Here is a 22,614-nt window from a genome sequence, read left to right as displayed (position 1 = left end):
ACCCGCGAGGTCACCTCAACTATGGTTGATGTTATGGAGTTGATTCACGAGCTGACTCCCGGCGAGATGTCGGCTCGCAGCGGTGTTGCGGTCTCGGCACTGCACTTCTACGAGCGCGAAGGTCTCATCCACAGCCGGCGCACGACCGGCAACCAGCGCCGCTACGCCCGGGAGACGTTGCGGCGGGTCGCGTTCATCCGGATGTCGCAACGGCTCGGCATTCCGCTGTCCCGCATCCGCGAAGCGCTGGCCACCCTGCCCACCGACCGGGTGCCGACGAGCAAGGACTGGGCGAAACTGTCGGCGGGTTGGCGGCAGGATCTCGACGAGCGCATCCTGCATCTGCAGCGCCTGCGGGACAACCTGGCCGGCTGCATCGGCTGTGGCTGCCTGAGCCTGAAGACCTGCGCGCTCACCAACCCCGGAGACATGCTCGCCAACCAGGGCCCGGGCGCGGTGCGGCTCTGACCCGAGTCGAACGCCTGTGCGATAGAATCGCGATCATGGAGCCGGCTCTGCAGAGCTCGCTGTTCGAGCACGCCGAACGCCGCCATCTGGGCAACGGCGCCTGGATCGACTACCGATCCGGGTGGCTGGAGGATGCCGACACGCTGTTCGAGGAACTGTCCGACGTCGTCCCCTGGCGCGCCGAGCGCAGACCGATGTACGACCGCGTGGTCGACGTGCCCCGGCTGGTCTGCTTCGTGAATCTCGTCGACGAGCCGCCGCCGCATCCGCGACTCAAACAGCTCCGCCGTCGGCTCAACGACGCCTATGCCGGTGAACTCGGCGAACCGTTCACCACCGCCGGGCTGTGCCTGTACCGCGACGGCAACGACAGCGTCGCCTGGCACGGCGACACCATCGGGCGCAGCAGCTCCGAGGACACCATGGTCGCGATCGTCGGGCTCGGCGCCACAAGGACTTTCGCGTTGCGCCCGCGTGGCGGCGGTAAGTCGCTGCGCCTGCAGCACCGGCACGGTGACCTGCTCGTCATGGGCGGGTCATGTCAACGCACCTGGGAGCACGCCATTCCGAAGACGGCACGACCCGTCGGCCCGCGGATCAGCATCCAGTTCCGTCCGCACGACGTGCGCTAGGACCTGACCGCCTTCACCGCGGCGACGAGGAGGTCGCGGGCGCGTTGAGTGTCGACCTTCGCGACCGGCTTGTCGGGCAGGACCAACGGGTTCGCCGTGACGATCACCAGGAACGAACCGAAACTGGCGAGGTAGTTGTAGAGCTCACCGGTGCGCGGCTTGCCGTCGGCGGTTGTCTGCAGGACGCGGTGGGTTCCCAACGTCTGGACACCCTCGATCTGCGGCGCCTCGACGACCTCGACCAGACCGCGCACTGCGCCGCCGGCGAAGCCGACCTTGCGGCAGTTGTCGGTCGGCGGATTGACAGAAGCGGCCTCCGATGTCTCGACCGCGATCGCGATGAAGCGGTTGCCCTCGCCCTCGGCCGTGGTCGCCGCCATGTTGCCCCTGGCGCCTTCGGGCACCATCTGCTGATTCGCGAACGAGGAGCAGTCGGGCGGTTCGAACTTCATGCCCGGCGGCAGCGCTTGGCGGCCGAGCAGCCGCGGGTCGATACCGGTCGGCCCGACGTCGGTGACCGTGAAACCTGGTCCGAAGCTTGTCCGCACGTCTTTGACACGGACGATGTCGGCGCGCGACGGATCGTCGGCCGATTGGCCGGTCGCACACGCGGTGAGCAGGCCGGCGCATGCGAACACCATCATCGGGCTCTTCGACATCGCCGCACAGGCTACCCGGGGATGCGGCCTCAACCCCGTAACGCGGACACCGTTTCCCTCATCAAGGTGGCGGCGAAGGCCGAGCCGAGTTGCGGGTTCGGTGAACCGGGGTCGGTGACGACCGCGACGAATGCGACGTGGTCATCGAGGTACGCGGTGACAGTGTCGGCCTCCGAACGAGTTTCGGTCCCGCCTTCGACGACCGTCGTGCTGGCCGTGGCCAACGCGACCGTCGGCGCGTCGTCGATGACCGGTGCGGGTCCGAGCGTGACGGTCCCCGTGGTGCGCCCGCCCGCCACGGTGAAGCGCCCGCATTCGTCGAGTGTCCCCGGATCGACGTGTCCTGCCGCCTCGGCGACGACGGCGTAGACGATTCCTCCCGGTCCCGATGCCGACCAGCCGCTGGTGTTCGCGGCGCCGTCGGCGGGATCGATCAGCGCAGCGCACATCGGCGGATCGGCGCTCCACTGCGCGCCGTATCCCCATGCGGTGATCGGTCCGAGCGGGTCCTCGAGGTTGGAGACCTCGTAACCGGCGGGAAGCGCACTTCGGGCGCGCTCTATTCGGGCCGGGTTGATCTGCGGCGGATCCTCAGCCGACGGCGCCTGAGCATGGGACGGTTCCGGCGGCCCGCCGCATGCGGCCGCGCAGAGTGCCAGGACCGCCGCCACGGCGACGCCGGGACCGCTGATCGCCCGGTTACGCCGCGGCCTGCCCTTCGGACCCGTCGGCCGCGTCCTCGCCGGGGTCGTTTTCCGTCTCGGTCTTAGGTGTGCCGTCGGCGTCGGGCGGGTCACTGGGCTCGACGCCCGCCTTGTTCTGTGAATCGAATTGGATGGGACCACGCACCTTGGGATTGTCGGGTTTGGTGCCCACCACCGGCGTTTCCGTCTCGAGGGGGTCGTCTTCAGCTTCCTCGTCGCCCGATTGATCAACGACCTCTTCCTCATCGACTGGAGTATCGACTGGGGTCTCATCCTCGTCGAGTGTCGTCTTTTCCTCGACCGTGTCGAGGGGCTTCTCCTCGACCGTGTAGGCCGGCTTCTCGACGATGTCGAGCGGCTTGTCGCCGGCGGTATCGTCACCGAGCGGCTCTCCCGCGGGTTCGGGCTCGTCGACGGGCGATTGGCCATCGTCGACAACCGTGCCGCCGATTTCGCCGTCGCCCTCGGCTGACCACGACATCGACCTCCGCATGTCGCTCTCGTCGAGCGGCGGCGGCAGGTCCGGGCCGCCGACACCGAAGGGGCTGGTGGTCGGCTGCGTGCCCAGCGGGCGGAACGTCGGATCTCCGGCGATCTCGGCGAGCGCGTCGTCGATACCGGTCGGAATCGCCGCCACGAGATTGAGCGCCGTCTGGATCGGATTCCGGAAAGGAAGCAGGCCCACTTTCGTCCCGACGCCGGGGCTGACGTCACGTGCGTAGGCACCCTCGATCAGCACGCGAAGCGGCGCGTCCAGAAGCGTCAACACCGGCGACGGCACCACACCCTCGAACGGCATCAAGATCGGCAGCCGCTTCGTCGGGTAGAGGTAGTAGTCGGTGTCGCCGTGGCTGCCCTGGTAGAGCGCATCGTCGAAGTCCGCGTTCTGCAGATCACCGTGCAGGTAGTAGTAGCCGGCGACGGCGTTGAGGATGGCCAGCACGTTGGTGAGGCTGGCGGGCGCATCACCGCCGAGACCGTCGTACTGCGCCGCCACGTCGACCGTCGGCATACACGGCCCGCCCGCCTGCTCGCAGGTGTTCGTCGGGGTCGCGCCGTGGAAGGTCACGCCGAGGATCGGGATCGTCAGTCCCTCCGGCCCTCGCGCCAGGATGCCGCCGTTGGGCCGCATCGGATTGGCCAGCAGGAAGAACGACGTCTCCCCCGGGTCTTCCCCCGCCCTCGGCGTGGTGATCAAGCCCCGCTTCACCAGAGACGCGACCACGGCACTCTGCGAGTACCCGAAGATGACGTAGTCCTCATCTGCAGGAGGCGCCGGAAGCGTCGGCGGGGGCGTCGGCAGATTCGGGTCGACGCTGTAACTGGCGTCCTCGTTGTAGACACAGGACGCCGCTCCGCGAACGCATCCGTCCAGGCTCAGCACACCCTCGCGGACGGAGGCGTCGAAGGTCTTGGTGCCGAACACCGGGAAGAACTGAGCGGGATAGACGACGGCATAGACGTTGCGGTCGACGTCCTCGATCGGTGGGTGCCCCGGACCGGTGGGCGAGCCCGCCGCCGGGTTGATGAAGAAGGTGACGGCGTCGTCCAAGTACTCGCTGATGAAGGCCGGATCATCGGGCGGGGAGCTCAACGGGTGTTCTGTTCCACCCATGATCAGCGCGCTCGCCGCCAAGTGCACCGCGGTCGCGGCCGTCCACGCGACGACCAGGACGATCGCCGCGAGCACAGCCAGACACATCGCGCCGAGCGAACGCAGCGCTGTCTTCATTCGCGCACCATCCGACGACATCGCGCGTTCCCCTTCCGACACCGTGGCCGTTGCCCCCACACAGTCTGCACACAGCTAACCATCTCAGACTTCTCCAGCAAAGTTCTTGCGGAGGTTTGCCGTCGGCAACCGGCTGCCGAGTGGAGTTTCCCTGCATGCGATGGATGGCGCCCGTAGGCTACGGCGCAGATCAAACTGTTGGAGGAGCGAATGAGCAGTGCGATGCGGACCGGAATCATCGCGGTTGCGGCCGTCGCACTTGGCCTTGGCCTGGCCGGGTGTGGATCGGACACCAAGAGCGAGTCAACGACGCCCTCGGAGGAAACCAGCGCAGCGGCTGCCGGCACGACGGAGCCTTCGGCCGCCCCACCGCCCGGGTCGGCAAAGGCCACGGGCGCCAACTACACGATCGTCGAGTACATCCGGGACAACGGGATCGTCGAAACCCCGGTCAGACGCGGCGATCCCGGCGCCCCGGACATCGAGCTGCCGTTTCCCCCCGGCTGGAGTGATGCTGGACCCCGGGCGCCGGAATGGGCTTACGGCGCGATCGTTTCCGATGACCCCGCGATGGCACAGGATCCCCCGACCGTCATCGCGCTGGTATCGAAATTGACCGGCAACGTCGACCCGGCGAAGATCCTCGAATTCGCCCCGAACGAGATCAAGAACATGCCCAAATACGAAGGGGCCGAGGAAGGTTCGCCGTCCACCCTCGCCGGCTTCGAGGCGGTGCAGATCGGCGGCACGTACACAAAGGACGGCGTCTTGCGGGCGATCGCTCAGAAGACCGTCGTGATACCCGGCCAGGACGGGCTGTACGTCCTGCAACTCAACGCCGACGGCCGCGAGGACCAGATGGGTGCGCTGATGGATGCCACGTCGGTCATCGACGAGCAGACCACCATCACGCCCTGACTCAGGCGCGTGACACCGCGGAGGCGGCCATGATCTGTTCGTCGGTCGGCCGTATGCCGGTGTAGCGCTCGAACTGCTCGGCGGCCTGCAGTGCGATCACCTCCGCGCCGGTGATCACTGCGACACCCGCCTTGCGTGCCGCCTTGATGAGCGGTGTCTCGGAGGGCATCGCGACCACATCGAAGACGTGGTGCGCCTTGGCAATCGCGGCATCGTCGAAGGACTTCTCGCTCGCCTCGGGCGCGCCGGCCATTCCAACGGGCGTCACGTTGACGAGTACGTCGGCCTCACGCGAGCCCATCTCGGCCACGTAGTCGTAGCCCAGGCGGCCGGCCAGCGAACGACCGGTCTCGGCGTTTCTCGCCACGATCGTGCCGTGGTCGAATCCGAGGTCGCGGAATGCAGCGCCGACCGCACTGGCCATCCCGCCACTGCCGTGGATGACCACCGACTGTGACGGCTGCAGCCCGTTCTCGGCGATAAGGCGTTGCACCGCAAGGTAGTCGGTGTTTGATGCGGTGAGCCTGCCACCGGGCACAGACAGGTCGTTGACGATCGTGTTGACCGCGCGGATCGACTGTGCCGACTGCTCCACCTCGTCGACGAGCGCCAGGACGTCTTGTTTGAACGGCATCGACACCGAACAGCCGCGGATACCGAGCGCCCGCACTCCCCCGATCGCCGCTGCGATATCCGTTGTCGTGCACGCTTTGTAGATGAAGTCGAGGCCGAGCAGGTCGTACAGGTAGTTGTGGAACCGGGTCCCGATGTTGGTCGGCCGGCCCGACAGCGAGATACACAGTCGGGTGTCCTTCGACAACGGCACGCGCATCAGCCGACCGCCCGCACGACCTGAGACGCCGCGTCGCGGATCTGTTTGGTCAGCTCAGCCGAGAACGGCGGGTTGGACGGGCGCGGTACGTCGATGGTGGTGGTGACCACCCCGAGGTCGTCGCGCTGCCAGCGCGCGCCGAAGCGGGTCAGGATGCTGCGCATGGGATAGTTGTCGGAGAGCACCCGCGCGGTGAATCGTTGCACGCCATGGTAATTCGCGGCGATCGCGAGCGCGCCCATGAGGAACGTTCCGACGCCCTTGTTCTGATAGGCGTCAGCGACGATGAACGCCACCTCCGCAACGGCGAGGTCCTTCTCGTCACGCACGAAGCGCCCGTCCGCGACGACCGGGCCGTCGGGACCGTCGGTCATCACCCAGACGAAGTGGTGGTCGTAGTCGACCTCGAACAGATAACGCATCAGCGACTTGCTCGGAACACGAACCGATTGGAACCGTCGGTACAGCGTCTCGCTGGAGAATTCGACGGGACCTTTGGAGGTGCGTTCGTTGTCGCCGGGCAATACCGGCCGCAGCCACAACTTGGTTTCGTCCCGTAGCCGGATCGGGATGGGGTTCACGTAGGCGGCGAGACGCTGTCGGGCGGTGCTCAGCAGCCGGTCGAGCATGCCCGGGATCTCGAGCAGCGTGGCGAACGCTTCGCGTCCGCCCACCCATCCGCGCACGGGTTGGGTGGCGATGACGGTTGCGGTGCGCGCCGTGTCACGCAGCAGCGCGATCTCGCCGACGATCATCCCCGCCGTCAGCTTGGCGACGGTGTCGTGCCCGTCGACACCGACGTGGGTGACCTCGGCCTCGCCGGAACCGATCAGCAGAAAGGACACCGCGAGTTCGCCTTGATGCATGAGCACCTGCCCGGCGGCGGCGTTGAGCGGACTCAGTTGGGCCGCCAGCGGAACCAGGGCCTCGGCCCGATAGCCACCGAAAACTTCCAACGCGGTGAGTTCATCGGCGCGGACGCCGGTCGGACCGGCCACGTTCTGAGGCTACGGGCTCATCGTCGCGTCCGGCAAGGAAAGGCGCCGGTCGGCGGAAGTGGAGCGGGCCGGCCGTGGTACTTCGCCACCCGCCGGAAGACAAGTCGCCACATGATGTGCTGCATCGATGTCGTCCACGGCCGCCCGCGGGACACAGGATACCACAACATCTGAACAGGTAGACAGGTATAGATTGCCGCCATAGGCTACGACTGCAGATCAGAAAGGAAGCCCAATGGCCGAGTACACCCTGCCTGACCTTGACTACGACTACGGCGCCCTGGAGCCGCATATCTCGGGACAGATCAACGAGATTCACCACAGCAAGCACCACGCCACCTACGTCAAGGGTGTCAACGACGCGATCGCGAAACTCGAGGAAGCGCGCGCGAACGGCGACCACGCGGCGATCTTCCTCAACGAGAAGAACCTCGCGTTTCACCTCGGCGGGCACGTCAACCACACGATCTGGTGGAAGAACCTCTCGCCGAACGGCGGCGACAAACCGACCGGCGATCTGGGTGCCGCCATCGACGACCAGTTCGGGTCGTTCGACAAGTTCCGGGCGCAGTTCACGGCGGCGGCCAACGGGTTGCAAGGCTCGGGGTGGGCGGTGCTCGGTTACGACACCCTGGGTCAGCGGTTGCTCACGTTTCAGCTCTACGACCAGCAGGCGAACGTGCCGCTGGGCATCATTCCGCTGCTCCAGGTCGACATGTGGGAGCACGCGTACTACCTGCAGTACAAGAACGTGAAGGCCGACTACGTCAAGGCGTTCTGGAATGTCGTGAACTGGGAGGACGTGCAGAACCGCTTCGCCGCGGCCACCAGCCGAGCAACGGGGCTGATCTTCTAGTCTCTAACCGGGCGGCCGGGGCGGCCGATCCGGAACCGACGGAGGCGCGCCGATGAGCGACGATCAGTTCAGCACGCACACACAGCTTTTCGACCTCACCGGCAAGCGAGCCCTGGTGACCGGCGGCACCAGAGGCGTCGGCGCGATGCTGACGCGCGGGCTGCTGCAGGCGGGCGCCCGCGTGGTGATCAGCTCCCGCAAGGCCGAGGGTTGCGAACAGGCCGAAGCTGCGCTGTCGAGATACGGCGAGGTGCGCGCCGTGCCCGCCGACCTCTCTCGGCACGACGAGTGCCTGCGGTTGGCCGAAGAGGTCGCCGGCGACGGCGAACCGCTGCACATCCTCGTCAACAACGCCGGCGCGACATGGGGTGAGCCGCTGGAGAGTTTCCCGGATTCGGCGTGGGACAAGGTGCTCGACCTGAACGTCAAGTCGCCGTTCTGGCTCGTTCAGGCGCTGCTGCCAGCCCTTCGCCTCGCGGGCACTGCGGACGATCCCGCCCGGATCATCAACGTCGGCAGCATCGACGGCATCCGGGTTCCGCAGTTGCCGACCTACTCCTACAGCAGCAGCAAGGCGGCCGTGCATCAGCTCACCCGGGTGCTCGCCCGTGAGCTCGGGCCGCAGCACATCACCGTGAATGCCGTTGCCCCAGGACCGTTTCCGTCGAAGATGATGGCGGCGACGCTCGACGCGTACGGTGACCAGATCGCGGCGTCGGCACCGCTGCGCCGGATCGGACGCGACGACGACATGGCCGGGATCGCAGTCTTCTTGGCGAGCCGCGCGGGCGCGTATGTGACGGGAGCGATCATCCCGGTCGACGGCGGGATCGCGACGACCGCCTAGCTGAGTCTGCGACCACTGGGCCGCCGCCCCTAGGCGGTCGAGTCGCTTGCGCCCATTCGGAGATGCTCGATGTGGTAGATCGCCTCGTCGAGCAACTGGGCGACGTGGTTGTCGTAGAGCCGGTAAACGATGTTGCGGCCGTTTCGGTCGCCCGCTACCAGGCCGAGCGCACGGAGCAGCCGCAGTTGGTTGGAGACTGCCGGTTGTTCCATACCCACGGCGGCAGACAGTTCGCCGACCGAACAGGGTGACTGCCGGAGCCGCGTGAGAATCATGAGCCGGTTGGGCGAGGCGAGCGCCTGAAGCGTCTCGGCGACTTTGACAGCCGAGGCCGAATCAAGAGTCGCCGGAGGCGCAGCTCTGCCTTGGACACCGTGTCCCATCGCTCAATTGAAGCACGGTCCAGCCGGCCGCATGACATATGTAGACCTCTACATGTATACATATCGGTGTGATGTCGATACGGCTGGCCGTACCGAGAGCCACCGTCCGGGGCGAACCGCCGTCCGGCACCGGCCGGCGACCGATCCTTCCGATGCTGTGGTCCGTCGCGTCAATGCGGTGGGCTGCACTAGCGCTGGGCTTGTTCGTGGCTGGGCTGGCCGCGCAGTTGCTCGATGCACCTTCACCGGTGTGGTGGACGCTCTATCTGGCGTGTTATGCGGCGGGCGGATGGACGCACGCGTGGGACGGGTTGCGGGCGCTTCGGTCCCGGACACTCGACGTGGATCTCCTCATGGTGGTGGCCGCGATTGGCGCGGCCGGTATCGGGCAGATCTTCGACGGCGCCTTGCTGATCGTCATTTTCGCGACCTCAGGCGCGCTGGAAGACGTGGCGACGAAGCGCACCGCGGATTCGGTCAAAGGCCTGCTGGATCTCGCGCCCGATCGGGCAACCCGCCTCGACGGCGACGGCGCCGGACGCTCGGTGGACGCTGCCGACCTGCGCGTAGGAGACATGGTGCTGGTTCGCCCCGGTGAGCGCGTGTCAGCCGATGGTGTCGTAGTCGGCGGCGCGTCGGATGTCGACCAGTCCTCGGTCACGGGAGAACCGCTGCCCGTCGGCAAATCGATCGACGACGAGGTTTTCGCAGGCACTCTCAACGGCGCAGGGGTACTTCGTATCCGCGTCACCCGCGACCCGTCCGATACCGTGGTCGCCCGCATCGTCGCGTTGGTCGCCGAGGCGTCGGCCACCAAAGCGAAGACCCAGCTGTTCATCGAGAAGGTCGAGCAACGCTATTCGGTTGGTGTCGTCGCGGCGACGCTCGCGCTGTTCGCCATCCCGTTGACCTTCGGCGCTGACTTGCAGTCCACGCTGCTGCGAGCGATGACTTTCATGATCGTTGCATCACCGTGCGCGGTCGTGCTGGCCACGATGCCGCCGCTGCTGTCGGCCATCGCCAACGCAGGGCGCCACGGTGTACTGGTGAAATCCGCCGTCGCCATGGAACACCTCGCGGACACGAGCGTCGTCGCCATCGACAAGACCGGAACGCTGACCACCGGTATCCCGCGACTGTCCAACGTCGTATCGGTCGACGACCGGTTTGACGAAGACGACATCGTCAGGATGGCCGCCGCCGCAGAGCAATTCAGCGAACACCCGCTTGGTCGAGCCATTCTCTCCGCCGCCGTCGAACGCGACCTCGTCATACCGGCCGCCGCCGACTTCCGTTCGTCACCCGGCCGCGGCGTCCGCGCGACCGTCGACGGCCAACTCGTCGAGGTCCTCAGCCCGCGCGCGCTCGATTCCGCAGCGCACACCGACGTCATCGCCGCGGTGGAGAGCAACGGAGCCACCGCGGTGGTTGTCGTCCTCGACGGGCGGGGCGTCGGTGTGCTCGCGCTCGATGACACGACCCGCAACGGCTCCGCGGCGGTCGTACAGGCCATCGTCCGGATCACCTCGGCTCCCCCGGTCATGCTGACGGGAGACAACCACCGTGCGGCCGCACGACTCGGTGCGCAGATCGGAATCGACGACACTCGCGCCGAACTGCTGCCCGACGGCAAGGTCGCGGCAGTACGTGACCTGCAAGCCGGCGGTCATCGCGTGCTGTACGTCGGCGACGGGGTCAACGATGCGCCGGCCATGGCGGCCGCGCATGCCTCGCTTGCCATGGGACGCAGCGGAGCCGACCTGACGCTGGACACCGCCGATGCCGTCACGGTGCGTGACGACCTGGCCACGATCCCAGCCGTCGTGGCGCTGGCTCAGCGTGCACGCCGCGTCGTCATCGCAAACCTCGTGATTGCAGCGACATTCATCTGCGTACTCGTGGCGTGGGATGTGCTCGGACACCTGCCGCTGCCGCTCGGCGTCGCCGGTCACGAGGGCTCGACGATCATCGTTGCGCTCAATGGGTTACGACTGCTGAGTTCCCGCGCCTGGCGTCAGCCGTCGGCGGCTAGCCACTCTTTGCTATCCAGATCGTCAGTTTCCAGCTAACATTTGGTGAGGGCAATCCATAGGCGCCACCAGCGCAATCAACAAGCGGAGGAAACGCATGCAACGCATCGCCATTCTCGTCGGGGGGCTAGCGGTCGCGGGACTGGTCGCTGCAGCACCGGCCGGCGCCGAACCGGGTCAAGTGGACTGCTCGCCGTGCGCCCGCACAACCAGCAGCAGCGGCGGCGGCGCTGGGGGGACGCTGCCCGAGCGTTGGGTCGCCAATGCCCACGCGCTCGGGGAGTCGTGGGCCAAGCTCCCCGGCCGCTATGCAGCGCTGCCGGGCGAGATCGTCTCGAACATCGCCAGCATCCCCGGCAAGATCGCGGCCAACTACGACGCCGATCCGACCAACAACTCGCCTGAGTGACCTGACCCGCCCGCAAAAAGTCGGCCCCTACCCGTTCGGGGTAGGGGCCGATTTGTGCTTAACCTGCTCAGATGTTGTGGAGCTAAGGGGAATCGAACCCCTGACCTACTCGATGCGAACGAGTCGCGCTACCAACTGCGCCATAGCCCCTGATACCGGTAGCAGGCTACCAGCCACTCGATGGCCGCCGAAAATCGACGGCGTGACCGGTCTACTGGCCCGCGGCCCGCGGTAGGTCGAAGTGGCGCGCGAACGGCGCATAGTCCAGATGCTCGAAGATCGGATCCTCGTCGTCGATCTCCAGCACCACCGACCCGGGTCGTCTCAGCCGCGACGGCACCACGTCGAACTCGCGGTCATCGGTGTTCTCGACACCCAGCCGCGAGCGCGCGATGCGCTGAGCTCGCCTGCGGCGCAACCGCTCCTCGATCCGCGTCTGGCGGCGCAGATAGCCCAGATACAGCACCGTGATCGCGCCGACCGCGCCACACAGCCACCACAGCCCGGGGCTCACCGTGTACGCCGCGACGGCCGAGCCGACCAACAGGACCCCCATCGCCGTCAGCATCCGCTTGCGGAACTTGTACTTGCGCTCGCTCACCGCGGCGGCCGTCTTCGACTCGTACCGGCGCTGCCGCGCCGCCGACAGCGAGTCGGCCATCCGCAGGTCGGCCTCCGACGGCGCCTCCAGGCCGGACGAATCGTCGACGTACTCGTACTCGTCCTGCGATTCGTCGGCTTCAGGTTCGAGCGCGACGACCTCGTCCACGGCCTCTTCATCGGCTTCGTCGTCGACTTCCCCGTCAGCTTCGTTGCCGACGGCGTCCACTTCCTCGGCCGACTCATCGAATTGCAGTGTCAGCTCGTCGTTTTCGTCTGCTTGCCGGTCCGACTCGCCGACCGGCAGCGCTCCTGAGTCCTCGCCGACGACATCGACGTCGAGGTCGTCGGGTTCCGCACTGTCCTCGCTTTCGACGACCGCGGCGCGCACCAGCGAACGGCCCACGGGTTCCTCTTCGACTTCGTCATCGACATCCTCGGACGGCCGCCAGTCCGGATCGCTGGCGTGCCCCGCCGCGGGGCCGTGGCGCTTGAGCAGGCGCGCTTTGCGCCCACTGTTGAGCACGCGCGTCGCCAGCGCGACGTCGCTGGTTCGGCGCACGGTGTCGCGCTTGCTGATCAGCATCGGCACGAGCACAAAAAGCCAGAGGACGACGAGGGATATCCACAGAAGGGATTGGGGGATGCTTGGCATGTCGCCTGCTCCTTTCCCCGTAAAGGCTAGGTCTGTGACCTGCGCATCCGTGGGCGGCGCGCCGAGACAATTACACACCTGTAATTCGCGCATGACAAGCACCACCAGTAACAAATGTCACATTGGTAACAGCGCGTCTCTTCACTCATGTCGCGAGATGTACACCCGGGTCGCGATTTTGCTCGCGGCACAGCCCTGTCGTACGTCTCGCGAAAATGCAGGCGGGAAGCTCGCCGGACGCAAGCCCGCGGCGGGCGAAACAACCGGGGCTATGCCCAGCTCGCGCGGCCCTGACGCACCAGCGCGGCGGCCGCTGACCCGTTGAGTTCCTCGATCGTGATGGCCATCAGCAGATGATCGCGCCAGGCACCGTCGACCTCCAGATACCGGTGCAACAGCCCTTCCTCCCGAAAGCCGACCTTCGCCAGTACCGCGCGGCTGGCCCCATTCTCGGGCCGCACGGTCGCTTCCACGCGGTGCAGTCGCACCGGACCGAAGCAGTGATCCACGCCCAGCGCGAGTGCGGCGGTCGCGACCCCTCCGCCGTTGACCGCCTTGGCCACCCAATACCCGATCCACGCGGACCGCAGGGCGCCGTGTGTGACGTTGCCGATCGTCAGCTGCCCGGCGAACTGGCCGTCCAACTCGATCGTGTAGGGCAGCATCCGGCCTTTGCGGGCCTCCGACCGCAGCCCTGAACACACCGACGGCCACGAAGTGATCGCGTGCCGCGTCGCCCAGTCCACGCCGGTGGCCGGTTCCCACTGCTCGAGGTGAGCGCGCTCGGCCAGCCGCAGGCGGCTCCACTGTGCGCCATCGCGCAGCCGGACCGGGCGCAACCGCACCACGCCGGCGGCCACCCGCAGCGGACCGGCAGGCTGCGGCCAGCCGGGATGCAGGGAACTCGACCGCCAAAGGTTCACGTCGACACGCCGGGCGGGTCAGCCGCGCTGAGCCAGGAATGCGACGTCGACGATCTCGCCGGTGCGGACCTGTTCAGCTTCGGTGGGCACGACGACCAGACAGTTCGCCTCGGCCAGCGTCGCCAGCAGATGCGACGCGCCCGGGGCTCCGCCGAGCGCCTGCACGAGATACTCGCCGGTGTCCTGATCCCGCATCAGCTGTCCGCGCAGATACCCCTTGCGCCCGGCCACCGACTCGATCGGCGACAGCGCACGGGCCTGCACAATCCGTCGGTGCGCCTGCCGTTTGCCCAGCGACAGCCGGATCAACGGACGCACCATCACCTCGAACACCACCAGCGCGCTGACCGGGTTGGCGGGCAGCAGGAACACCGGCACGCCGTCGCGGCCGAGCTGGCCGAACCCCTGCACCGAACCGGGGTGCATCGCGATGCGCGTCACCTCCATCTCGCCCAACTCGGCGAGCACCGAGCGGACCGCCTCGGCGGCCGCCCCGCCGACCGCACCGGCGATCACCACCACCTCGGCGCGGTTGATCTGGCCCTCGACGACTTCACGCAGCCGCTTGGGGTCGGTGTCGACGATGCCGACGCGGTTGACCTCCGCGCCGGCATCCCGGCCCGCGGCGGCCAGCGCGTAGGAGTTGACGTCATAGACCTGACCGTTGCCGGGAGTCCGGGAAATGTCGACGAGCTCACCACCGACGCACATCACCGACAGCCGCGGCCGCGGATGCACCAACACACGTTCCCGGCCGACGGCTGCCAGCAGACCGACCTGCGCCGGGCCGATGATCGTGCCCGCCCGCACCGCGACGTCGCCGGGTTGCACGTCGTCTCCGGTGCGACGCACGTAGGCGCCCGACCGCACCCCGCGCAGCACCCGTACCCGCGCATCACCGCCGTCGGTCCAGCGCAACGGCAGCACCGCGTCGGCGAGCGTCGGCATCGGGGCGCCGGTCTGCACGCGCGCCGCCTGGCGCGGCTGCAACCGACTCGGCGTTCGGGCACCTGCCTCGATGACGCCCATCACCGGCAGGCTGACCTCGCCGTCCGCGGGCTCTTCGCCGTCCCCGGCGTCGCCCACCCCGAGCACGTCGACGCTGCGGACCGCGTAACCGTCGATCGCGGCCTGGTCGAAACCCGGTAATGGCCGCTCGGTGACCACCTCCTCGGCGCACATCAAGCCCTGCGCTTCGGCGATCGCCACCCTGACCGGTCGCGGCGCCACCGCCGCAGCCGCCACCCGTGCCTGCTGTTCCTCGACCGAACGCACTGCACCCCTTATCTATGCGTCAGGGCTCTCAGCAGTCGACCAGCCCCAATCGCTCCACCAACCACCGCCGCAGTTCCGGCCCGTAGTCGTCGCGCTTCAATGCAAAGTCAACCGCAGCCTTGAGGTAGCCGCCGGGATTTCCGAGGTCGTGTCGATCGCCGCGGTGCACGACCACGTGGACCGGGTGCCCCTCGTTGATGAGCAGCGCGACGGCGTCGGTCAATTGGATCTCGCCGCCCGCACCGCGCGGGACCCGCCGCAGCGCATCGAAGATGGCCCGGTCCAGCACGTAACGGCCGGCCGCGGCGTATGGCGACGGCGCATCCTCCGGCTTCGGTTTCTCGAACATGCCGTTGACGCGTAAGACGTTCGGATTGTTGGTGTCGGCGACGGGCTCGACGTCGAACACGCCGTACGCGCTGATCTCGTCAACGGGCACCTCGATCGCACACAGCACCGAACCGCCGCGTTTGGCACGGACTTTCGACATCGTCTCGAGGACGCCGGTCGGCAACACGAGGTCGTCGGGCAGCAGCACGGCGATCGCGTCCTCGTCGGGCGACAGCGAGGATTCCACGCAGCTGACCGCGTGGCCGAGGCCCAGCGGTTCGGCCTGCACCACCGATTCGACCTTGATCAGCGCGGGCGCGCGGCGGACCTTCTCCAGCATCGACTTCTTGCCGCGCGCTTCCAGCGTGCCCTCGAGCACCAGGTCCTGGACGAAGTGCGCGACCACCCCGTCCTTGCCCTCGGAAGTGACGATGACCAGACGCTCCGCGCCCGCCTCGGCGGCTTCCGCGGCGACGAGCTCGATGCCGGGGGTATCGACGACGGGCAGCAGTTCCTTGGGAACCGTCTTGGTGGCGGGCAGGAACCGCGTGCCCAGTCCCGCCGCCGGAACCACCGCCGTATACGGGATCGGTACCTCAGGCCTTGTCATCGTTCACACATTAACCTCCTTGGGCAGGTTGACCCTGTCGAGGCCGGGCGGCTCGGAGCAATTGGGAAGCGATTCGGAATGGGCGCTGTGGGTGCGACGAAAGCGGATCTGCGCGCCGCGATCCTGTCGGCCCGCCGGGCCGTTTCCGCGCATGAGCACGACGCCGACGCGGCTGCCCTGGCCGGGCATGCGACGACGCTCGCCGCGGCCGGTCAGACCGTCTGCGCCCACGTTCCCGTCGGGGCTGAGCCGGGGTCACTCGAGCTGGTCGATTCCTTGTATCGGCGCGGTGTTCGGGTGCTGCTGCCGGTGGCCAAATTCGACGCCACGGGCGGTCCCGTGCCCCTGCGATGGGGTGAATACGTTCCCGGCGGATTGCGGGAGGCGCGGTTCGGTCTTCGTGAGCCGGCCGAGCCGTGGCTGCCGGCCGAAGCGGTCGCGGACGCGGCGACGCTGCTGGTACCGGCGCTCGCGGTCGACCGGCAGGGAGTTCGGCTGGGCCGCGGCGCGGGTTTCTACGACCGGTCCCTGCCGTTGGCGTCGCCGTCGGCACGGCTTGTTGCGGTCGTGCGCGACGACGAACTCGTCGACCGGCTACCCGCCGAACCCCACGACGTGTCGATGACCCACGCGCTCACCCCCCGGCTCGGGCTGGTGGCCCTCGGCAGGCCCGACGGGCCGGGAATGAGCATCGCCACGTAGCGGTTCTAGCACTTGACCCGGTAGAGTGCTAAGCAGTTTTGACCACCACGGAGGGTTTCGTGCCTACCTATTCCTATGCGTGCACCGAGTGTGACGACAGGTTCGATGCGATCCAGGCGTTCAGCGATGCCTCACTGACCACCTGCAGCAAGTGCAACGGCCGCCTGCGCAAGCTCTTCGGCAACGTGGGAGTTGTGTTCAAGGGCAGCGGCTTCTACCGCACCGACAGCCGCGAATCCGGCAAGAGTTCGTCGAACGGGTCCACCAACAGTGGCACCTCGGAGTCGAGCTCGTCGTCGGACAAGTCGAGCACCGGTTCGTCGAGTTCGAGCGACTCCGGCAAGAGTTCGAGTTCGAGTTCGAGTTCATCCAGCTCCCCCGCAGCGGCCGCCGCGTCGAGCTGACGCAGGGTTATCCACAGGCTGGCGGTCATCTTCCCCACCGGCGTACAGCGCTGCCTAATTTGGCGGCATGGGGGACACACTCAATCCGTTGCCGATCCATCGACTCACCGAGTTGCTGCGGCCCGACTGGACTCGCACGGCGCTGGCCCGGCGGATTGCCGCGGGCGGGCTGGTGGTGCTCGCCGCCGTCGCGGCGCTGCGCCCCGATCCTGACGACGAGCGCGTCGATGCCGTCGTCGCCGCACGCGACCTGAGTCCGGGCAGCGAACTGACCGCCGACGATGTCCGGCTCGAAAAGCTGAGTGCTGCAACAGCTCCCGATGGTGTTCAGACAGATGTCGCAGCCGTGGTCGGCGGAACGCTGGCCGGCCCCGCACGCCGCGGCGAGGCGATCACCGACGTCCGCATGCTGAGCCCCCGGCTCGCCGAAGCGACGGTGGGCCCCACGGCACGCATCGTGCCGCTGTCGCTCGACGAGACCGCGGTGCTCGACCTGATCCGCCCCGGCGACGTTGTCGACGTGCTGGCCGCCGGCCCCGAATCCGACCCTCGGCCAAGGGTTGTCGCGACCGACGCGGTCGTCGTGCTGGTGTCCGAAAAGCCCACGGGAGTGGGCGGCGGCACCGACCGGGTCATCCTGGTGGCGCTGCCCGCTCACGCCGCCAACGACGTCGCCGCCGCGACGTTGGTGCAGACAGTCACGCTCACGCTGCACTGAAGGACGCCCGTACGGGCATTTCGCCCCTGGTCGGTGCCCACGCAACTAACGTGCCTAACTGTCGACCGAACACCACTGCAAGGAGGATCGAGACAATGTTGAAGGGCTTCAAAGAATTCCTCGCCCGAGGCAACATCGTCGACCTGTCGGTCGCGGTGGTCATCGGTACCGCGTTCACCGGGCTCGTCACCAAGTTCACCGACAGCATCATTCAACCTCTGATCAACCGCATCGGCGCGGGCGGCGAATCCGACTACGGCATCCTGCGCATCGGCATCGGCGGCGGCCAGACCATCGACCTCAACGTGCTGCTGTCGGCGGCCATCAACTTCATCCTCGTCGCCGCGGTGGTGTACTTCCTCGTCGTCATGCCTTACAACCGGCTGCGCAAGAAGGGTGAGGTCGAGCAGGCGCAGGACACCGAACTGTCCCTGCTGACCGAGATCCGCAACATCCTGGCCGAGACCAACGGCTCATCGTCGGGGGCGCACAGTGCGGGCCCCGGCACCGGCCCAGACCCCGACACCGCGAAGACGACCAGCGCCGACAAGTCCTGACGGTAAAAAGGCAGCCCCCGGACGGGTCCGGGGGCTGTCGTGTTGCTCGGGAAAGCGGTCAGTTCATGTTCCACGGCTCGCCGTAGGTGGTGACGCTGTCGCCGGCCGAGGAGATCAGCCGGGCGAACGGACGCAACAACACCCCACCGGCGGCACCGGTCACCGTGCCGTGCGCGTTGGACACCGCCACACCACCATTGGCGCCGGCGACATCGACAGAAAACGTGGCAACCTCCTGAATACCCGGACCGTTGCCGAGGTCGGCGCTGATCGACGCGCCCGGGAAGAAGTTCGGCGTGGTGAGGAAGCCCGCCTCCGGGTTGAGGCTCGGCGGCGCCTGGTCGAACAGCACGTTGGGCGTGGTGTAGCTGAAATTGATGCCCACACCCAACGACCACGGGAAGCCGATCTGATACCCCAACTCCAACGTGCCCTCGAACTCGTCAGCCCCCGGGCCCGACACGATGTACTTCGCGCGGCCACTGTGGAACCACTCGCGAGTCAGCCGGTTGCGGTCAAGGGGAAACACCCCGTTGAGAAACGTGTCCCACTGCTGAATCGTCAACGTCCGGTCCTGACCGTCGACCAAACTCAACTCGTTATCCAGCCCGGCATGCGAGGTACCCGTGCTCACGAACAACGACGCGACAGCGGCCACCATCGCAATCACCACCCGACTGAATACCTTCATGTTCTCCCTAGCGTTGTCGATGCATGCCCCCGGTGGGCCCGCAACTGGTGTCCGTCCGTGCCGGCGCTACCGCCGCTACGCGACATACGCGACATACGCGACATGTGAGCACACGTGGAGCAAATCAGAGAACTCACATGGTGCCCGTACGTCTCGCTCATCCGTTGACACGAGGAACATAACGGCGCCGAAGAGAACCGGCAACGCGAGCGAACGGTCGAAATTCAGTGCGCAACACCACGGAGATTTGTTTGCCGAATTTGGATCGTCGTGCGATTAACGCTTGCAACAAGGAGTTTCGGAACGACGCTGCGCATGTCACAACATGTCAGCCTGGTGTTCTCACCCCTGCCGGCCGCGGGCGGTCGTGTGCTGCAGGGCTACCGACCAGCCTGCCGTGTGCGTGCGACGTTGCGGTCCGGTGACCGGTCGTGACCAAGATCACCAGCAAAGTAGTTTTATTGTTTACCAACCTGCAACGTCACGCCACGGTCAACTCGTGGACGACAAATAGACAGCCCCCGGACGGGTCCGGGGGCTGTCGTGTTGCTCGAGATGGCGGTCAGTTCATGTTCCACGGCTCGCCGTAGGTGGTGACGCTGTCGCCGGCCGAGGAGATCAGCCGGGCGAACGGACGCAACAACACCCCACCGGCGGCACCGGTCACCGTGCCGTGCGCGTTGGACACCGCCACACCACCATTGGCGCCGGCGACATCGACAGAAAACGTGGCAACCTCCTGAATACCCGGACCGTTGCCGAGGTCGGCGCTGATCGACGCGCCCGGGAAGAAGTTCGGCGTGGTGAGGAAGCCCGCCTCCGGGTTGAGGCTCGGCGGCGCCTGGTCGAACAGCACGTTGGGCGTGGTGTAGCTGAAATTGATGCCCACACCCAACGACCACGGGAAGCCGATCTGATACCCCAACTCCAACGTGCCCTCGAACTCGTCAGCCCCCGGGCCCGACACGATGTACTTCGCGCGGCCACTGTGGAACCACTCGCGAGTCAGCCGGTTGCGGTCAAGGGGAAACACCCCGTTGAGAAACGTGTCCCACTGCTGAATCGTCAACGTCCGGTCCTGACCGTCGACCAAACTCAACTCGTTATCCAGCCCGGCATGCGAGGTACCCGTGCTCACGAACAACGACGCGACAGCGGCCACCATCGCAATCACCACCCGACTGAATACCTTCATGTTCTCCCTAGCTACGTCGGCGGTCAGCCGTGGCTCACCGTGCTCTGCTGTTCGTGCGTGGCCCTACTGCTGCCCACACATGCTGCTCATTCTCGGCACGAGGAAACTTAACGGTCGCGTACCAGCCCGGCAACGTGAGATCGCTGCAGGTGTACGGGACGTTACCGGCCTACAGATATTTACTTAGACGTCACGCAGCGGCGCTGTGACGTGCGGTTACCTCGGCGTAACATCGGCGTCCGGATCTGCGCCGTGGAGCGTCACGGCCGCGAGTCGGCCGTCGACCGGCTGGGCAATGGCGTTGCGCCCGTACGGTGTGTCAAAGATGGTGCGGCGGAAGGTTTTCCCGTAACCACCGATCGCGTTCGGCTTCGTCGTCGGGCGACTGGGTATCGCGCTCGTCGGCCGAGATCTGCGGCATATCCTCTCCGAAGACGTCGTCGAGCGCATCCCTGGCTCGTTTAGACGGATCGGTCATATTTCGGCCCGATTGTGACGAAGATCACATTTATCGCAGTGTGGGCGCGACGAGGTCAGATTTCCAGGCTGGACAGTTCGCCGATGATCTGGACCGCCAACGGATTGAGCGTCGCCATACCGTCGCGTACCGCTGCGCGGGAACCGGCGAGGTTGACCACGAGCGTGCTGCCGGAGATGCCCGCGAGCCCCCGGGACACTCCGGCGTCGATCATGCCTGCGGACAGCCCGGAAGCCCGCAGCGCCTCGGAGATGCCGAGCAGTTCCCGGTCGAGGATGTCGCGGGTGGCTTCGGGGGTGACGTCGCGGGGCGTGACACCGGTGCCGCCGACGGACACCACGAGGTCCACTCCGCCGATCACCGCGGTGTTGAGCGCATTGCGGATCTCGACCTCGTCGGACGACACCACGACGACGCCGTCGACGACGAATCCCGCCTCGTTGAGCAACTCGGTGACCAGCGGACCGCTGTGATCCTCCTCGTCGCCGTGTGCGGTGCGGTCGTCGACCACGACCACCAGTGCGCGGCCCACCAACTCCCCTGGCTGTTCCATGAGTGCAACCGTATATGCGGGCTGCGACAGCGGCGCGGCCACTCTCAGCGGGATCGAGCCGGTCGGCGTCACTGCGGAGCCTTTCCGAGCGTGACCTGGACCGACTGCGTCCTGCCCGACGGGTCCAAGAACGACAGCGTGACCTTGTCACCCGGCGCCCGGGAACGGATGGCCGCGACGAGCGCGTCGGCGCTGCTGATCACCCGGTCGTCGACCTTCGTGACCACCACACCGCTCGGCAGGCCCGCCGCGGCGGCGGCACCACCGTCGACGACCTCGACGATGCGCGCGCCGTCGACCGATGCGTCGGTGCCTACCTGCACCCCCAGCGAGGCGTGTGCGGCGGTGCCGTTCTTGATCAGCTCGTCGGCGATCCGTTTGGCCTGGTCGACGGGGATCGCGAAACCAAGTCCGATCGAACCGCTCTGTGCCTGCGGTCCGGCGTCGGCACCCAGCGTGGCGATCGCAGAGTTGATGCCGATGAGCTCGCCGTTCATGTTGACTAGCGCGCCCCCGGAGTTGCCGGGGTTGATCGCGGCGTCGGTCTGGATCGCATCGAGCACGGTGTTCTGATTGCGGGCATCACCGCTCGCCGCGACCGGTCGGTTCAGCGCGCTGATGATGCCCGTGGTCACGGTGCCCTCCAAGCCGAGTGGCGAGCCGACGGCGATCACGTCCTGACCGACCCGCAGGTCCGCAGACGAACCGATGGCGATCGGGGTCAGATTCGATACGCCCTGCGCTTTCACCACGGCGATATCGCTGCTCGGGTCGGTGCCGACGACGGTGAACGAGGTGGTGCGACCGTTGGAGAAGGTGACCTTGGTCGGCCCGCCGGCGGGACCGCCGCCCGGGGCGGCCTGAGCCGCCGAGACCACGTGGTTGTTGGTCAGGATCAACCCGTCGGAGGACAGGATGACCCCGGAGCCCTCTTCGGACGCCCGGCCCATGTCGGTCTCGAGCTTCACCACGCTGGGCACCACCTTCGCGGCGACCTGTTCGACGCTTCCCGCCGGCAGGCTGGCGGCGGGCACACTCGGCGCGGCACCACCGATCGACGATGTCGCCGACTGCCCGTCCGGCTGCACCAGAAGCGCCACTCCGCCGCCGATGCCGGCCGAGACGACAGCGACTGCCACTGCACCGGCCGTCAAAGCGCCTGCGCGAGAACGCTTTTGCGGGGATTGGCCGGGTAGCGGCTGTGGTGCACCGCGGTAGGGGTCGTAGGGCGCGCGGAAATGCTGCTGGGTCGCGTGCTGCTGGGTCACATGCTGTTGGGTCGCGTAACGCCAGTCATACGGCTGCTGCGGGTACATGCCGGGGCGCTGGGCGGCACCCGGGTAGCCGGGCGCCGCATGCTCAGGACCGATCGGCCGACGACCGGGCGGCGGGGGCGGCGGCGAGTACCTCGGGTGGTTCGTCATGTCGCTCGGGCTCTTCCTTCTCTTCTAGGTC

The 22,614-nt window shown here is 67.1% G+C and carries 26 protein-coding genes and 1 tRNA gene; 11 read left to right on the top strand and 16 right to left on the bottom strand.

The annotated features are described in order from the left end of the window. The first annotated feature begins 33 nt into the window (after positions 1-33). Both soxR and AU187_RS14550 read left to right on the top strand, forming a co-directional pair. Positions 34-468, top strand: a complete 435-nt coding sequence (gene soxR / locus AU187_RS14555; RefSeq protein ID WP_059098080.1) for a redox-sensitive transcriptional activator SoxR — start codon at positions 34-36, stop codon at positions 466-468. A gap of 35 nt (positions 469-503) precedes the next feature. Next, positions 504-1,100, top strand: a complete 597-nt coding sequence (locus AU187_RS14550) for an alpha-ketoglutarate-dependent dioxygenase AlkB family protein (protein ID WP_059166880.1) — start codon at positions 504-506, stop codon at positions 1,098-1,100. On the opposite strand, the gene AU187_RS14545 is transcribed toward AU187_RS14550, so the two are convergent. From AU187_RS14545 to AU187_RS14535, 3 genes are read right to left on the bottom strand one after another with little or no spacing between them, the layout of a single operon-like run. Further along, on the bottom strand, positions 1,097-1,759 hold the full coding sequence (locus AU187_RS14545) for a DUF5642 family protein (protein WP_059098082.1): 663 nt from the start codon (positions 1,757-1,759) through the stop codon (positions 1,097-1,099). The genes AU187_RS14550 and AU187_RS14545 overlap by 4 nt on opposite strands. Before the next feature lie 29 nt (positions 1,760-1,788). After that, a complete protein-coding gene (locus tag AU187_RS14540) occupies positions 1,789-2,430 on the bottom strand; it encodes a DUF5642 family protein (RefSeq protein WP_172800256.1) in 642 nt (213 codons plus the stop codon). Positions 2,431-2,458: 28 nt separating this feature from the next. Continuing rightward, positions 2,459-4,195 (bottom strand): PE-PPE domain-containing protein, encoded by a 1,737-nt coding sequence (locus tag AU187_RS14535; protein WP_059098083.1) that lies wholly within the window; start codon positions 4,193-4,195, stop codon positions 2,459-2,461. A 210-nt stretch (positions 4,196-4,405) separates the two neighbouring features. On the opposite strand from AU187_RS14535, the gene lpqN reads away from it, so the two are divergent. Then, the gene (gene lpqN, locus AU187_RS14530; protein ID WP_059098084.1) at positions 4,406-5,113 is read left to right on the top strand and encodes an envelope biogenesis lipoprotein LpqN; all 708 of its coding nucleotides are present in this window, start codon (positions 4,406-4,408) and stop codon (positions 5,111-5,113) included. Position 5,114: 1 nt separating this feature from the next. Here the strand turns inward: lpqN and AU187_RS14525 are convergent, their stop codons facing one another. Together AU187_RS14525 and pat are read right to left on the bottom strand one after the other, a co-directional pair. Beyond that, the gene (locus AU187_RS14525; protein ID WP_172800264.1) at positions 5,115-5,945 is read right to left on the bottom strand and encodes a shikimate 5-dehydrogenase; all 831 of its coding nucleotides are present in this window, start codon (positions 5,943-5,945) and stop codon (positions 5,115-5,117) included. Next, a complete protein-coding gene (gene pat / locus AU187_RS14520; RefSeq protein WP_059098086.1) occupies positions 5,945-6,943 on the bottom strand; it encodes an acetyltransferase Pat in 999 nt (332 codons plus the stop codon). The genes AU187_RS14525 and pat overlap by 1 nt, the downstream gene beginning before the upstream one ends. A 235-nt stretch (positions 6,944-7,178) precedes the next feature. On the opposite strand from pat, the gene AU187_RS14515 reads away from it, so the two are divergent. Beyond that, the gene (locus tag AU187_RS14515; protein ID WP_059098087.1) at positions 7,179-7,799 is read left to right on the top strand and encodes a superoxide dismutase; all 621 of its coding nucleotides are present in this window, start codon (positions 7,179-7,181) and stop codon (positions 7,797-7,799) included. A gap of 52 nt (positions 7,800-7,851) precedes the next feature. Beyond that, complete coding sequence (locus tag AU187_RS14510; protein ID WP_059098088.1) at positions 7,852-8,646, top strand: SDR family oxidoreductase; 795 nt, start codon at positions 7,852-7,854, stop codon at positions 8,644-8,646. Between the two features lie 29 nt (positions 8,647-8,675). Here the strand turns inward: AU187_RS14510 and AU187_RS14505 are convergent, their stop codons facing one another. Next, positions 8,676-9,029, bottom strand: coding sequence for an ArsR/SmtB family transcription factor (locus AU187_RS14505; RefSeq protein ID WP_059098089.1), 354 nt, complete (start codon positions 9,027-9,029; stop codon positions 8,676-8,678). Positions 9,030-9,181: 152 nt separating this feature from the next. On the opposite strand from AU187_RS14505, the gene AU187_RS14500 reads away from it, so the two are divergent. Then, positions 9,182-11,098: a heavy metal translocating P-type ATPase gene (locus AU187_RS14500; protein ID WP_059098427.1), complete on the top strand. Its 1,917-nt coding sequence runs from the start codon at positions 9,182-9,184 to the stop codon at positions 11,096-11,098. 58 nt (positions 11,099-11,156) lie between these two features. Further along, entirely contained in the window at positions 11,157-11,468 is a 312-nt protein-coding gene (locus AU187_RS14495) for a hypothetical protein (RefSeq protein ID WP_059098090.1), read from the top strand. A gap of 77 nt (positions 11,469-11,545) precedes the next feature. On the opposite strand, the gene AU187_RS14490 is transcribed toward AU187_RS14495, so the two are convergent. The 5 genes from AU187_RS14490 to AU187_RS14470 form a co-directional block, all read right to left on the bottom strand. After that, positions 11,546-11,618 (bottom strand) — tRNA-Ala (locus AU187_RS14490). 61 nt (positions 11,619-11,679) lie between these two features. After that, positions 11,680-12,723, bottom strand: a complete 1,044-nt coding sequence (sepX, locus tag AU187_RS14485; RefSeq protein WP_059166879.1) for a divisome protein SepX/GlpR — start codon at positions 12,721-12,723, stop codon at positions 11,680-11,682. 269 nt (positions 12,724-12,992) lie between these two features. Next, positions 12,993-13,646 (bottom strand): GNAT family N-acetyltransferase, encoded by a 654-nt coding sequence (locus tag AU187_RS14480; RefSeq protein WP_059098092.1) that lies wholly within the window; start codon positions 13,644-13,646, stop codon positions 12,993-12,995. 18 nt (positions 13,647-13,664) lie between these two features. Beyond that, a complete protein-coding gene (glp, locus tag AU187_RS14475) occupies positions 13,665-14,921 on the bottom strand; it encodes a molybdotransferase-like divisome protein Glp (protein ID WP_059098093.1) in 1,257 nt (418 codons plus the stop codon). 28 nt (positions 14,922-14,949) lie between these two features. Further along, the gene (locus AU187_RS14470; RefSeq protein ID WP_059098094.1) at positions 14,950-15,861 is read right to left on the bottom strand and encodes a UTP--glucose-1-phosphate uridylyltransferase; all 912 of its coding nucleotides are present in this window, start codon (positions 15,859-15,861) and stop codon (positions 14,950-14,952) included. Between the two features lie 78 nt (positions 15,862-15,939). Here AU187_RS14470 and AU187_RS14465 point away from each other — a divergent pair, with 78 nt between their 5' ends. From AU187_RS14465 to mscL, 4 genes are all read left to right on the top strand, one after another. Then, complete coding sequence (locus AU187_RS14465; RefSeq protein WP_059098095.1) at positions 15,940-16,563, top strand: 5-formyltetrahydrofolate cyclo-ligase; 624 nt, start codon at positions 15,940-15,942, stop codon at positions 16,561-16,563. A gap of 59 nt (positions 16,564-16,622) precedes the next feature. Next, a complete protein-coding gene (locus AU187_RS25100) occupies positions 16,623-16,967 on the top strand; it encodes an FmdB family zinc ribbon protein (protein WP_082683869.1) in 345 nt (114 codons plus the stop codon). Positions 16,968-17,034: 67 nt separating this feature from the next. Further along, a complete protein-coding gene (locus AU187_RS14455) occupies positions 17,035-17,685 on the top strand; it encodes an SAF domain-containing protein (protein WP_059098097.1) in 651 nt (216 codons plus the stop codon). Positions 17,686-17,780: 95 nt separating this feature from the next. Further along, positions 17,781-18,242, top strand: coding sequence for a large-conductance mechanosensitive channel protein MscL (gene mscL, locus AU187_RS14450; RefSeq protein ID WP_059098098.1), 462 nt, complete (start codon positions 17,781-17,783; stop codon positions 18,240-18,242). A gap of 58 nt (positions 18,243-18,300) precedes the next feature. On the opposite strand, the gene mspA (AU187_RS14445) is transcribed toward mscL, so the two are convergent. From mspA (AU187_RS14445) to AU187_RS14430, 5 genes are all read right to left on the bottom strand, one after another. Continuing rightward, complete coding sequence (gene mspA / locus AU187_RS14445; RefSeq protein WP_059098099.1) at positions 18,301-18,933, bottom strand: porin MspA; 633 nt, start codon at positions 18,931-18,933, stop codon at positions 18,301-18,303. A gap of 562 nt (positions 18,934-19,495) precedes the next feature. Then, entirely contained in the window at positions 19,496-20,128 is a 633-nt protein-coding gene (mspA, locus tag AU187_RS14440) for a porin MspA (protein WP_059098099.1), read from the bottom strand. A 319-nt stretch (positions 20,129-20,447) separates the two neighbouring features. Then, positions 20,448-20,606: a hypothetical protein gene (locus AU187_RS25685; protein ID WP_172800263.1), complete on the bottom strand. Its 159-nt coding sequence runs from the start codon at positions 20,604-20,606 to the stop codon at positions 20,448-20,450. A gap of 55 nt (positions 20,607-20,661) precedes the next feature. Next, complete coding sequence (locus tag AU187_RS14435; protein WP_172799595.1) at positions 20,662-21,207, bottom strand: MogA/MoaB family molybdenum cofactor biosynthesis protein; 546 nt, start codon at positions 21,205-21,207, stop codon at positions 20,662-20,664. A 20-nt stretch (positions 21,208-21,227) separates the two neighbouring features. Further along, positions 21,228-22,583 carry a S1C family serine protease gene (locus AU187_RS14430; protein ID WP_059098100.1) on the bottom strand — a complete coding sequence of 452 codons (1,356 nt, stop codon included), beginning with the start codon at positions 22,581-22,583 and terminating at the stop codon, positions 21,228-21,230. Between the last annotated feature and the right edge of the window lie 31 nt (positions 22,584-22,614).

This window comes from Mycobacterium sp. IS-1556 (assembly GCF_001499985.1).
Taxonomy (GTDB): Bacteria; Actinomycetota; Actinomycetes; order Mycobacteriales; family Mycobacteriaceae; genus Mycobacterium.
This window is presented reverse-complemented; position numbering and strand designations above follow the sequence as displayed.

What these genes read in the sequence shown, in the direction of transcription:
- mspA (WP_059098099.1), bottom strand. Translation starts at nt 20,128, where the DNA reads ATGAAGGTATTCAGTCGGGTGGTGATTGCGATGGTGGCCGCTGTCGCG.
- AU187_RS14470 (WP_059098094.1), bottom strand. Translation starts at nt 15,861, where the DNA reads ATGACAAGGCCTGAGGTACCGATCCCGTATACGGCGGTGGTTCCGGCG.
- lpqN (WP_059098084.1), top strand. Translation starts at nt 4,406, where the DNA reads ATGAGCAGTGCGATGCGGACCGGAATCATCGCGGTTGCGGCCGTCGCA.
- mscL (WP_059098098.1), top strand. Translation starts at nt 17,781, where the DNA reads ATGTTGAAGGGCTTCAAAGAATTCCTCGCCCGAGGCAACATCGTCGAC.
- AU187_RS14495 (WP_059098090.1), top strand. Translation starts at nt 11,157, where the DNA reads ATGCAACGCATCGCCATTCTCGTCGGGGGGCTAGCGGTCGCGGGACTG.
- AU187_RS14535 (WP_059098083.1), bottom strand. Translation starts at nt 4,195, where the DNA reads ATGAAGACAGCGCTGCGTTCGCTCGGCGCGATGTGTCTGGCTGTGCTC.
- AU187_RS14545 (WP_059098082.1), bottom strand. Translation starts at nt 1,759, where the DNA reads ATGTCGAAGAGCCCGATGATGGTGTTCGCATGCGCCGGCCTGCTCACC.
- sepX (WP_059166879.1), bottom strand. Translation starts at nt 12,723, where the DNA reads ATGCCAAGCATCCCCCAATCCCTTCTGTGGATATCCCTCGTCGTCCTC.
- AU187_RS14455 (WP_059098097.1), top strand. Translation starts at nt 17,035, where the DNA reads ATGGGGGACACACTCAATCCGTTGCCGATCCATCGACTCACCGAGTTG.
- mspA (WP_059098099.1), bottom strand. Translation starts at nt 18,933, where the DNA reads ATGAAGGTATTCAGTCGGGTGGTGATTGCGATGGTGGCCGCTGTCGCG.
- AU187_RS14510 (WP_059098088.1), top strand. Translation starts at nt 7,852, where the DNA reads ATGAGCGACGATCAGTTCAGCACGCACACACAGCTTTTCGACCTCACC.
- AU187_RS14505 (WP_059098089.1), bottom strand. Translation starts at nt 9,029, where the DNA reads ATGGGACACGGTGTCCAAGGCAGAGCTGCGCCTCCGGCGACTCTTGAT.
- AU187_RS14515 (WP_059098087.1), top strand. Translation starts at nt 7,179, where the DNA reads ATGGCCGAGTACACCCTGCCTGACCTTGACTACGACTACGGCGCCCTG.
- AU187_RS14465 (WP_059098095.1), top strand. Translation starts at nt 15,940, where the DNA reads ATGGGCGCTGTGGGTGCGACGAAAGCGGATCTGCGCGCCGCGATCCTG.
- AU187_RS14550 (WP_059166880.1), top strand. Translation starts at nt 504, where the DNA reads ATGGAGCCGGCTCTGCAGAGCTCGCTGTTCGAGCACGCCGAACGCCGC.
- AU187_RS14525 (WP_172800264.1), bottom strand. Translation starts at nt 5,945, where the DNA reads ATGCGCGTGCCGTTGTCGAAGGACACCCGACTGTGTATCTCGCTGTCG.
- AU187_RS14500 (WP_059098427.1), top strand. Translation starts at nt 9,182, where the DNA reads ATGCTGTGGTCCGTCGCGTCAATGCGGTGGGCTGCACTAGCGCTGGGC.
- soxR (WP_059098080.1), top strand. Translation starts at nt 34, where the DNA reads ATGGAGTTGATTCACGAGCTGACTCCCGGCGAGATGTCGGCTCGCAGC.
- AU187_RS14430 (WP_059098100.1), bottom strand. Translation starts at nt 22,583, where the DNA reads ATGACGAACCACCCGAGGTACTCGCCGCCGCCCCCGCCGCCCGGTCGT.
- AU187_RS25685 (WP_172800263.1), bottom strand. Translation starts at nt 20,606, where the DNA reads ATGACCGATCCGTCTAAACGAGCCAGGGATGCGCTCGACGACGTCTTC.